Raw genomic sequence first — 10631 nt, 5'->3', positions numbered from 1 at the left:
GGGGGGGGGGGGGGCGCGGGTGGGGCGGCCCGTTGTGGTTTCTGTTGGGGGGGGGGGGGGGGGGGGGGGGCCCCCCCCCCCACCCCTCCGTTTCGTATGTGGCCCGACCCGTCTATTTCCCGACGCGTCTATTTGTGGCCCGACCCGCGGGTCACCACCAATACGCGGGGTACTTCGGTGCCGCGGTGCGCACGCGCGAGGCGGCGAAGCCGGCCAGGACCAGCAGCACGGTGGAACCGAACAGCAGCGGGATGAAGCGGCCGGGAGCCGGCGTCTGGAGCACGACGATCACGGCCGTCGCGCAGGCCGCCGAGTGCGGGGTGCGGGCGAGCATCGTCGCGGCGAGGGTGATGCCTCCCGCGAGAGCCGCGGCCCAGGGGCTGCTGTGGGTCAGTGCGAGGACCCCGTATCCGGCCCCGGCGCCGAGCAGGTGCCCGACGATGACGCTGCGGGGCTGGGCCAGGGGCAGGGTGGGGGCGTTGTGCACGAGGGCGGCGCTGGCCGCCAGCGGGGGTATCAGGACCGGCTCGTGGATCATGGCGCCTATCGCCACGAGGGCGAGCAGGACGGCCGTGACGGCGCTGATGGTGTGCAGTGCCGCGGCCGCGGTGGGCCGGGCGGGCGCCTTGACGGCGCGGTGCGCCGGTCTGGAGTGTTCGGTGGCGGGCTCGGGAGCAGGGGTGGGCTGCGCGGGGCGCAGCATGGTTTCGATGCTCAAAACAATGATTTCCGGGTGGGCGGCTCGCGGCCGGCAGGACGACGGGAACGGAGCGGTCGTAGCTGCGCGGAGCACACCCTTGTGATCGACAGTGGCACTGACCTTGCGCCGGGTTCCGGTCGGGAGCGGCGCAGTCCGAGATCGATTTTACCTTCTGTCCCGGACTGCCCCTCCCGGGAGAGCCGGAACCGGGGTCTCGACCTCCACATCTGCCCCATCGCCGCAGGTCGCGACACTACGTGAGGCCAAGGTCACAGTTTGGGGCGGAGGGCGCGAGTCCGCCAGCAATCCCGCAGGTCAGGGGCTTTCGCCTGACAACCGGTGAGGACCGCCACGGCAATTGGGGAGGCGGATTGTCGGACCGACCCTCTAGGCTTCTTCACATGTCCACCACTCCGAGCCCTGGTTCCGTGCGGTCCGCCGACGACCTGAACGAGCAGATCCGCTGCCTCATGCTGCGCAGCGGTGGCCGGCTGAGCGCGGCCCAGCGCCGTGAGTACGAAGTCCTCGTCATCGAGTGGTCCGCGGCGATACGTGGCGAGGTCGTGAAGGCCGCATAAGTTCAGGGGGCCTGGCCCCCTGACCCGCGCTCCCCGTCGCGGGTGCGAGCGCTGGCCACTCCATCGCCATTTTTGCCGTCATTTTCCCTCCAGGCATACAACCATTTCATGCAGCGCATTCGTACGACCGTGCATGAAATGGATGCCGGAATTGGGGAACTGGCGGGCCACGTGTGCAGTCTTATCCCGTGACCACAAGCCCGCGGCATTCGCCGCGGCGCAAAAAACCGGGGAAGGTTCCACGGACCATGCAGGCTCGCACCCGCACCACCCTCGTCGCGTCCGCCGCCATCGCGGCCGCGCTCTCGCTGACCGCGATCACTCCGGCTCTGGCCGGCCCGTCCACCCGCACCACGGCCACCACCTCCGCCCCCGCACCGTCCCAGGGCGACCCGCGCAGCACCGTCGGCCGCGTCGCCGACTTCTACGGCGCGTACATCGACTCGGTCTGGGACACCCAGGACCCGGCGGCCGGCGCCGACGCCAAGGCCCTGCGCTCCTTCTACCTGTCGAAGGCGGCGCAGAAGAAGGTCGCCGCGTTCGAGGCGAAGGAGCACGCCGACGGCATCCTGTTCGCGCAGAACGTGCCGGTGAAGTGGAAGGTCGCCTACACCGGGTCCGGCGCCGGGCACGCGACCTCGCTGGTGACGCTCACCTGGAGCGACGGCAAGAACCCCGAGGTCACCCACATCAAGGTCCAGTCGGACCTCAAGACGCGGAAGATCACTGACCTGGCCGCGGTGAAGTAGCCGGCGGGAACGCGCAGTTCGAACGGTGGCCACGTGCCGGATTTCCCAGAAGGCGTCTGGGAAATCCGGTACGTGGCCACCGGGCCGTTTCCCGTATTTCACCGTCCGGGGATTCCCGAAGGCGGCACGTAATCGGACCGGAAGAAATAGGGTTACGCGACATGACCAGTAAGTTCACCGAGCTGGCGATCGACTGTGCCGATCCCGGGGCTCTCGCCCGGTTCTGGTGCGCGGTACTCGATTACGAGGTGCAGGACCGGGACGAAGAGGACGGCACCGTCACCATCGGCTCGCCGGCAGTACCCGAGGGCAAGGACCGGCCGGGTCCGGTGCCGCCCGCCCTGACGTTCGCGCGCGTGCCCGAGGGCAAGACCGTGAAGAACCGGCTCCACATCGACGTCAATCCGACCGACCGGGAGCAGGACGAAGAGGTCCGGCGCCTGCTCGACCTGGGGGCTCGCCACGCCGACGTGGGCCAGGGCGACGCGAGCTGGGTCGTCCTCGTCGACCCCGAGGGCAACGAGTTCTGTGTCCTGGCGAGCCGCCACGCCTGAGAGGGCTTGCGGTTGCCGCTACGTCAACTTCTAACGTCATGTGTGGGCCGGACAGACCGGCCCGGCGATGGGAGGAACGGCAATGGCCTGGTCGATCGCGGAGGTGGCCCGGATGTCCGGGGTGACGTCCCGGACACTGCGGCACTACGACGAGATCGGTCTGCTGCCGCCCGCCCTGATCGGAAGCAACGGGCACCGCCACTACGAAGAGGCGGACCTGTTGCGGCTCCAGCAGATCCTGCTGATGCGGGAGTTGGGGCTCGGGCTGCGGGAGATCCAGGCGGTGCTCGACAGCCAGGTCGACCGTCTCGCCGCGCTGCGCGAGCACCACCGGCGCCTGCTCGGCGAGCGGGACCGGCTGGAGACCCTGGTCCGCACGGTGGCCCGCACCATCGCCGAGCTAGAGGAAGGCAAGGGCACTGACGCCATGACGAAGATCAACCGACCGGAGAACCTGTTCGAGGGATTCGAGCCCTCACCCGCGCTCGACGAGGAGGTGCGTGAGCGCTGGCCCGCGGCCTGGGAGCAGTCCCAGCAGGCCGTCGACGCGATGACCCCGGAGGACCAGGAGCGCTGGCAGCGTGAGGCGACGGCCCAGATGATCCGCTTCGCGGAGTTCATGGTCGCCGGCACTCCCGTCGCCGACCCTGCGGTGCAGGCCGAGGTGGACGTCCACTTCCAGGGCATCTGCCGGTTCTGGACGCCGAACGCGGTCGCGTACCGGGGGCTGGGGCAGACGTACGTGGACGAGCCGCAGATGCGGGCCAACTACGACAAGATCGCGGAGGGTCTCGCCGCGTATCTGCGGGACGCGATGCTCGTCTACGCGGACGCCCGGCTGAGCTGAGTAGCAAGCGGGCTCCGGACAATCGGGTTCCGGACCGCCGGAGGGCTGCAGACCTCCGGCCACCGAACACCACCGCCGCCTATGCCTTGCGGGCGAGCAAGTGGATCTCCTTGAACTGGCGGCGGTCCGTGGGCTCGGGCTCGCGGACCATCCGGGCCACCTCGGTCAGCCCGTGCTCACGCAGCATCGCCGCGAGGTGATCGGGCCACCAGCGATAGGCCGGCGCGACCGCGTGATCGAAGACCTGCGTCGGCTGGGACGCGTCGTCGGTGGCCGAGAAGCCGATCAACAGGTGGCCACCAGGTGCCAGCACACGGTTGAACTCCCCCACGATGGCAGGGACTTCTTCCGGCGGAGTGTGGATGACCGACCAACGAGACAGTACGCCTCCCAGCTCGCCGTCCGAGATGTCCAGCGCGGCCATCGAGCCGACCTCGAACCGCAGCTCCGGATGGGCCTCCCGCGCCAGCTCGATCATCGCGGAAGAGGCGTCGACGCCGAAAGCACTCAGCCCCAACTCCCGTAGATGAGCGGTGACATGACCGGGACCGCACCCGAGATCCGCGACCGGGGCATCGCCTCCCGCCCGCACCACCTCGGCGAAGACGCCCAGCATCGCGCGGTCCAGAGGACTGCCACGCAACGAGTCGCTGAACATCTGGGCATACAGGGAGGCGGCGTCGTCGTAGGCCTCGCGGGTGGCGGTGAGGGCATTCATGTCGACCATGCCCGCGAGAGTAGTTGCCGCCACTGACAACGCACCCGGGGAGCGGCTGTGCCTCGTTTGGAGCGAATGGCGTGCCGCCCGTGGGCGGGCGTGGTGAGCTGGACCGGAGCGGGCCGCCGGCCCGGCGGTGGGGGGACCTCACGTATCCGATGGAGGAGAACCCCCATGGCAGTGCTCATCGAGGCCGAGCTGAACGGTGTGACGACCGAGCAGTACGACGCGCTCAACGCCAAGCTTCAGAAGGCTCCTGGTAACCCGTTCGCGGGGTGCCTGGCCCATGTCGCCGTGCCCACGGGCTCAGGGCTGAAGATCTATGACCTGTGGGAGTCCGAGGCCGCCGTTCAGAAGTTCCAGGACGTCGTGATGCCGCTCGCGGCGGAGATGGGGATGTCCGGCGGCTCGATGCCGCAGGCGTCAAAGGTGCACCACTACTGGGTGCCCGGCGCGTAGGCGCTCCGCCTCAGAAGTCGACCGCCGGCCAGTCGAGCAGCCGCGCGCCGATCACGGCCGTCTGGAGCGTGTAGCGGTGGACCGGGTCGGACGGGTTCGCGCCGGTCAGATGGTGGATGCGTTCCAGCCGGTAGGTCAGGGCGCGCACGCTGAGCGAGAGGCGCCGGGCCGCCTCGGCGGCGACGCATCCCGAGTCGAAGTAGGCGGTGAGCGTGTCGAGGAGCGGCTGCGCTCCCCCGCGTGCCTCGCGCATCGGGCCGAGGACGGTGTGCACCAGGTCGGCCATCGCCTGGCGGTCGCGGGTGAGCACCGGGTAGACGAGCAGGTCGGCGGCGCGCAGGACCGGAGCGTCGAACTCCAGGCGCGCGGCCAGGTCCAGCGCGTTCAGCGCCTCCTCGTAGGACTGGACGACGCCGCCCGGTCCCGGCTGGGCGCGGCCGATGGCGACGCGGCCGCCGTCGGTGGCCGCGTGGGCCTGCTTGGCGAAGAACGTGAGGACCTCGTCCTGGTCGCCGGGTGCGATGCAGACGAGGCGCCCGTCCTTGGTGGTGAGCAGGATGCTGCGGTCCCCGAAGCGGCCGATCAGGGCCCGCTCCACCTCACGGGGGACGTCGTCGCCCTCGTCGTACGCGACGGTTCCCTGGGCGACGGCGACCGCGTGCTCGAAGGAGAGGCGCAGCCCGAACCGTTCGGCGCGCTCGGAGAGTTGGCCGAGGTCGCTGCGGCCGAAGAGGAGGTCGTCGATGAACTCCCGGCGTGCGGCCTCCTCCTGACGTACCGCCAGTCGCTGGGCTCGTTCATAGCCCTCGGCGAACGCGTCGACGGCCTGGACGACGGCGGCCAGGACGCTGTCGGGCGAGGCTCCCGTGGCGGGCCAGTGTCTGCGCGTCGCGTCGAGGTGGGCGCCGACCAAGGCCCGCAGGCCGTGGCCCGCTTCGGCAGCGCGTTCGCCGACGAGGCGGCGGGATTCGAGTTCGTCGCGGGTCAGGCGGCGCCCCGTTGCGGACGCTTCGGCCAGGATGCGGGCGTACCCGTCGAGAAATACGTCAGATATGTCCTGGTCCGCCACGTTCGCCCCCGGAATATTGATGAGTCGCTGTCGCCTTTTTAGCGCAGCTCCGGGGGCGCTGTACCAAGGGGGTGGGTGTGTCATGCGCGGCGGGCGTGCCGGGCCGTGTCGCCGGTGGGTGCCCGGTGCGGGTCGCCGGCGCGGGTGATGGCGGTTTCGACGGCGGCGACGCGGTCGGCGAGCAGGCCGAGGGCGGCGACGGCCCGGACCAGTGGGTCGTCTTCGGGGCCGCCGAGGGCGCGGGTCCTGACGTGGGCGTTGCGGACGGCTTGCCAGCGCTCGGCCTGTTCGGGGGTGAGGGTGCCGCGCAGCTCGGCGAGTTTGAGGAGGTTGGCCTCGGCGCCGGTGGTGAGGGTCTGGGCCTCACCGGTGTAGTGGTCCTCGACGAGGGCGGCCACTTCGGCGGCGTTCATCGCGGGGTCGAGCCGGGCGGCGATCTTGTTCATGTCGCGGTAGGAGCCCTGGAGGCGGAAGGCAGGTTCGGTCCGGGCGCTGTCGTCCTGGCCCGCCGAGGCGATGTAGGCGGCGTTCACCGCGAGGACCGTGGCGCGGACGGTGAGCAGGTGGCCCAGCAGGGCGACGATCCGCTCGGTCTCCGCCGGTTCGTAGGGGTGGACGAGCCGTTCGGTGCGGGCGGTGGGGTCGCCTGCGGCGAGCCGGATCAGCAGGTCCAGGTCGGCGCGCTCACGCCCGGCAAGGGGGGCGAGGACGGGGTGGGCGGTCAGGGCGTTCTCGATGAAGCTCAGGGCGAAGGCGTCCTCCTTGCCGGTCAGGACGTCGCCGAGGTTCCACACGTCGGCGCGGTTGGCGAGCATGTCGGGGATCCTGAAGCGCTGCCCCGATTCGGTGTAGGGGTTGCCGGCCATGCAGACGGCGAACCGCTTGCCCCGGAGGTCGTACGTACGGGACGTGCCGTTGTGGACTCCTTCCATCCGGCGCTGGGCGTCGCACAACGAGATGAATTTCTGGAGCAGTTCGGGCGAGGTGTGCTGGATGTCGTCCAGGTAGAGCAGGACGTTGTTGCCCGCTTCGAGGGCGAAATTGATCTTCTCGACCTCCTGCCGTGCTGTGGCGTTCGGGGCCTCGTCGGGGTCGAGCGACGTCACCGCGTGTCCGAGGGCGGGGCCGTTGATCTTGACGAGGACCAGGCCGAGGCGGTCGGCCACGTACTCCATGAGGGTCGTCTTGCCGTAGCCGGGTGGGGAGACGAGGAGCAGCAGGCCGCCGGCGGTGCCGAACTGTTTGTACAGGCTGTCGCCGACGAGCGGCAGGTACACCTCATCGACGAGCCGGCCGCGGACGAACGACGACATGGCCCGGGGCCGGTACTCGTCGAGGCGCAGGCGCGCGCGTTCGGCGGCGACCAGTTCGGCCCTGCGGCCCCGGTAGGCGCGGAAGCCGGGCGCGATGTCCTCGCGCAAGTGCCTTGTGCGGGTGAGGAGTTCGTCGAGGCGGACCGTTAGGCGGCGTCCGGTGACGCGGGCGTGGGTGCCGAGGAGGCCGTCGACGGTCTCGGTGAGGGTCGCGTCGGCGTCGTACCGATCGAGTCCGGGGCAGAGTTCCACGGCGACGGCTTCCGACAGGTCGTCCCCCGCCCCGTCACCGGCCGCCGCCGCGTAGGCGCCGAGCCATGCCTCGACCAGTTGGCGGCGGACCGCCAGGTCTTCCACGGCGGCCAGGTCGGCCTCGTACGCCTCCGCGTCGATGGAGCGGCGGAACTTGTCCAGGAAGGCGCGGGTGGCGGCGGAGGTGACGAATCCCTCGGGTGCGCGGGTGAGTTCGTCGAAGAGGTAGTCGGCGGCCTGGGGATCACGGATGCGTGCGGCGAGTTCGGCGCGGGCCACGGCAATGGCCGGGGCGAGACCGAAGGTGTCGCGGGCGCGGGCCAGGGAGGTGGCGCGGCGCCGCCACAACTCCCGTTCCTGCGCCGCGAGTTCGTGGGCCCACGCGAGCTGGGCGGCCGCGCGGGCGGCGGGGGCGTACCGCAGCAGGCCCGCGCCCGCGTGCAGACGCAGGAGCGCGCCGAGGACAAGTACGGCGTCGTGGTCGTGGACGCCTCGCTCGTACCCCTCGTCGTACGCGGTCTCGGCTGCCGCGCGGACGAGTGCGGGGAGGTCGTCGGCGGCGCTGAGTGCGTCGGCGCCGTGCTCGGCGAGGAGTCGGGCGGCGAGGTGTTCGGCGCGGTAGACGTCGGCGGTCTCGGAGGGCAGCGACTGGTCCCAGTACGGGCGCGTGGCGGCGAAGTCCGGGTCGGTGACCGGGGCGCGGAAGTCGGTGCCGGTGAGGGCGAACGCCATGCTGTCGCCGTACGGGACGAGGGTCAGGTCGAGCGGCTGGGTGTTGACGGCGAAGTTGTGGCGGCCGAGGCGGATCGTGGCGCCGCCGTCGCCGTAGAGGTCGGTGCGGTCGCGCAGGGCGAGGGCCGCGTCCTGGCGGGCCGAGGTGAGGCGGCCTTCCAGTTCCTCGGCGCGTACCTGGTCGTCGAGTGCCCGCAGTTCGTCGATGGTGCGGCGGACCTTCGCGACCATGGGGTCGGACGCGAAGTAGGTGTTGATCTCGTCGTTGGAGCCGAGTCCGGCGAGGCGGCGGGCGACCGTCTCCAGGATGCGGCCCGCCGAGGTCGCGAGGCGTTCGGTGCGCCGGGCGCGGGCGTCGGTGAGGGACTGCTTGCGGGACGCGAACGCCTCGTGGATCTCGTCGCGCTTGGCGTCGAGTTCGGTGAGGAAGTCGTCCGACTCGGCGAACCGGCTTTCCAGGTTCTCCAGGCGGAGCAGCAGGCGGGCGAGCTGGTCGTCGCAGGTGTCGGGGGTCGTCGCGGCGGCGAGCGCGCCGGTGACGGCCTGGCCGAGGAGGGAGAACTCGGCGGCGAACTCGGCCCGGCCCTCGCTCTCCGTCAGTTCGCGGCGCCGCGCGTCGAGGGTCGCGCGGGCGCGGTTGACCCCGGCGAGCACTTCGGCGAGCTGTTCCAGGATCTGGGTGCGGACGGTGGCGTCGCCGACGTCGAGGCCGCCGACGACGTCCGTGACGGTCTGGAGCTGTTCGGTCAGCTCCTGGAGCCGGTCGGTGATCGGGGTGCTGCTGGCGACAGTGTCGATCGTCGCCGCGTCGGCGGTGAGCCGCTCGGTCTCGGTGTGATGGGCGGCGAACGCGTCGGGCCGGTGCAAGAAGGCCACGGCGCGCTGCCCGGCCGAGGCGAGGTCGGCGGCCAGGTCTTCGGCCAGCTCGTCGATGCGTGCTGTGTCGGCGTACCGCAGGTCCTTCAGGGTGAGCAACGTGCCCTGGGCGCGGCGGAGTTCGGTCAGTCGCTCGACCCACTCGGTGGCGCTGCGGGGTGCTTCGCCGCGTAGCCGACGCACGATTCCCGCGATGTGTGCGGCCGACTCAGTGAGGGCTTCGGAGGCCTGGCGGCGCAGGGTCTGGACGGTCTCGAACTCCGTGAGCACCTGTTCGGCGGTGGCACGCATCTCGTCGAGGGGCGCGCGGAGGTCGCCGAGTTCGGGGCGGGCCAGCCAGTGGTAGGCGTCCGCGGCCCGTACGCAGGATGCGGCGAGTGCCGCGTACACGGCGGTCGTGGGGGTGGTCTCGTCGACGGCGCGGGCGATGGACAGGCAGTCGGAGATGCCGCGCACGAGGTCGGCGTTGCCGATCGTGGCCAGCGGGCCGTCGCCGGCGGGGCGGGACGCGGCGTAGGTGTCGGCGACGTACGGGGACTGCCAGAACTGGAGCGGGTGCACGCGCGCCGGTTCGTCGGACTCGGCACGCAGCACGACGAGCGCGCCGTCGTCGAAGAGGGCGTACCCCTGGCAGGCGAGCGGGTTGGCGACTTCCTTGCGGATCAGGTTGTACGGGAGGAGCAGACTGCGCCCCTCGGCGCGCGCGTGGAAGACGAAGAGGACGTCCTCGCCGTTCGGGGAACGCACGGCCCGCTCGAAGGCGAGGCCGGAGGTGTCGACTGTGTCGAACTGCTTGTGCCCGCCCGCCGCCAGGCAGTAGCCACCGGGGAAAACGACGCCCTGCCCTTCGGGGAGGGCGCGGCACGCCTGGCCGATGCCGTCGAGGCGGACGACGGTCTCGGTGAGCGTGTTGAAGACCAGGTGCCGCCAGGTGTCTTCCTTGTACGGGCGTACGCGGAGCAGGATGAGGGCGCCCACGCGCGCGTACGTGATGTCGGCGTCGGCCAGCGACTGGAGGGGTTCCTCGACGGGCTCCTCGTAGATGCCGTCGCCCGACTCGGTGTCGTCCTCGGTCTTGACGGTGAGGGAGCCGCCGACGGTCGCGACGAAGACCTCTCCGCCGATCGAGACGTGCGGGTGGCGGCCGAGTACGTGGTCGTCGCGGGTGGCCTCGGTCCAGGTGAAGTCGTGGGAGGGCTGGAAGACGTGGTCGCGTTCGCCGCGTGCGTCCAGGAAGCGGGCCGTTCCGTCGCCGGCGAGCGCCCACCGCAGGACGCGGATGTCGTCGGTCTTCTCGCCGGTCTGGAAGACGGCGAGGAGCTTGCCCTCGACGTGCCGCAGTTGAAGGAGGCGGGCGTCGCGGTAGTAGCGGAACAGCGCGGCGAATTCGCGTACGAAGGCGGGGTCGTCGAGGAGTCCCGGCACGGCGTCGTCCGGGAGGCGGTCGAGGTCGCGGTCGTGCAGGGCGAGCACGTCGCCGACGGCGGTCTCCCGGCTCGGGCCGGGCACGGTGTTGTAGCCGAACAGCAGACGGTCGCCGACGGCGACGATGTCGCACGGCTGACTGGGCTGTTCGGTGCGGACGCTCTCGGTCCCGGTGAGGGTCAGCCCGGTCGAGCCGAAGGTCTCCACGCGGCGGGCGTTGAGCGCCGTGGCCCGCTCCGCGAGCCGCCGCGCCTGCCCGGCGAGCCGGTCCCGCAGAACCTCGTACGTACCCGCGTCGAGACCTTCGCCCATACCGGTGTCCATGCCCATGTCCCCTCCCGTGACGATGTGGTGCACGG

9 protein-coding genes are annotated in these 10631 nt (G+C 71.0%); 5 read left to right on the top strand and 4 right to left on the bottom strand.

Annotation, left to right across the window (positions count from 1 at the left end; translation table 11 throughout):
* Positions 1-151 precede the first annotated feature (151 nt).
* Positions 152-703, bottom strand: coding sequence for an HPP family protein (locus tag ABZ893_RS08760; RefSeq protein WP_361398976.1), 552 nt, complete (start codon positions 701-703; stop codon positions 152-154).
* A 398-nt stretch (positions 704-1101) separates the two neighbouring features.
* Here ABZ893_RS08760 and ABZ893_RS08755 point away from each other — a divergent pair, with 398 nt between their 5' ends.
* From ABZ893_RS08755 to ABZ893_RS08740, 4 genes are all read left to right on the top strand, one after another.
* Entirely contained in the window at positions 1102-1278 is a 177-nt protein-coding gene (locus ABZ893_RS08755) for a hypothetical protein (RefSeq protein ID WP_361398974.1), read from the top strand.
* Positions 1279-1526: 248 nt separating this feature from the next.
* Complete coding sequence (locus ABZ893_RS08750) at positions 1527-2027, top strand: hypothetical protein (RefSeq protein WP_361398971.1); 501 nt, start codon at positions 1527-1529, stop codon at positions 2025-2027.
* Between the two features lie 161 nt (positions 2028-2188).
* Positions 2189-2581, top strand: coding sequence for a VOC family protein (locus ABZ893_RS08745; RefSeq protein WP_361398968.1), 393 nt, complete (start codon positions 2189-2191; stop codon positions 2579-2581).
* Between the two features lie 82 nt (positions 2582-2663).
* Complete coding sequence (locus tag ABZ893_RS08740) at positions 2664-3428, top strand: MerR family transcriptional regulator (RefSeq protein ID WP_361398965.1); 765 nt, start codon at positions 2664-2666, stop codon at positions 3426-3428.
* Positions 3429-3507: 79 nt separating this feature from the next.
* Here the strand turns inward: ABZ893_RS08740 and ABZ893_RS08735 are convergent, their stop codons facing one another.
* Positions 3508-4155, bottom strand: coding sequence for a class I SAM-dependent methyltransferase (locus tag ABZ893_RS08735; protein WP_361398962.1), 648 nt, complete (start codon positions 4153-4155; stop codon positions 3508-3510).
* 165 nt (positions 4156-4320) lie between these two features.
* On the opposite strand from ABZ893_RS08735, the gene ABZ893_RS08730 reads away from it, so the two are divergent.
* On the top strand, positions 4321-4605 hold the full coding sequence (locus ABZ893_RS08730; RefSeq protein ID WP_361398959.1) for a hypothetical protein: 285 nt from the start codon (positions 4321-4323) through the stop codon (positions 4603-4605).
* A 10-nt stretch (positions 4606-4615) separates the two neighbouring features.
* Here ABZ893_RS08730 and ABZ893_RS08725 read toward each other — a convergent pair whose 3' ends face one another.
* Entirely contained in the window at positions 4616-5674 is a 1059-nt protein-coding gene (locus tag ABZ893_RS08725; protein ID WP_361398957.1) for a helix-turn-helix domain-containing protein, read from the bottom strand.
* 80 nt (positions 5675-5754) lie between these two features.
* Positions 5755-10596: a DNA repair ATPase gene (locus ABZ893_RS08720; RefSeq protein WP_361398954.1), complete on the bottom strand. Its 4842-nt coding sequence runs from the start codon at positions 10594-10596 to the stop codon at positions 5755-5757.
* Positions 10597-10631: the final 35 nt, after the last annotated feature.

Source organism: Streptomyces sp. NPDC046821 (genome assembly GCF_040645335.1).
Taxonomy (GTDB): domain Bacteria; phylum Actinomycetota; class Actinomycetes; order Streptomycetales; family Streptomycetaceae; genus Streptomyces.
This window is presented reverse-complemented; position numbering and strand designations above follow the sequence as displayed.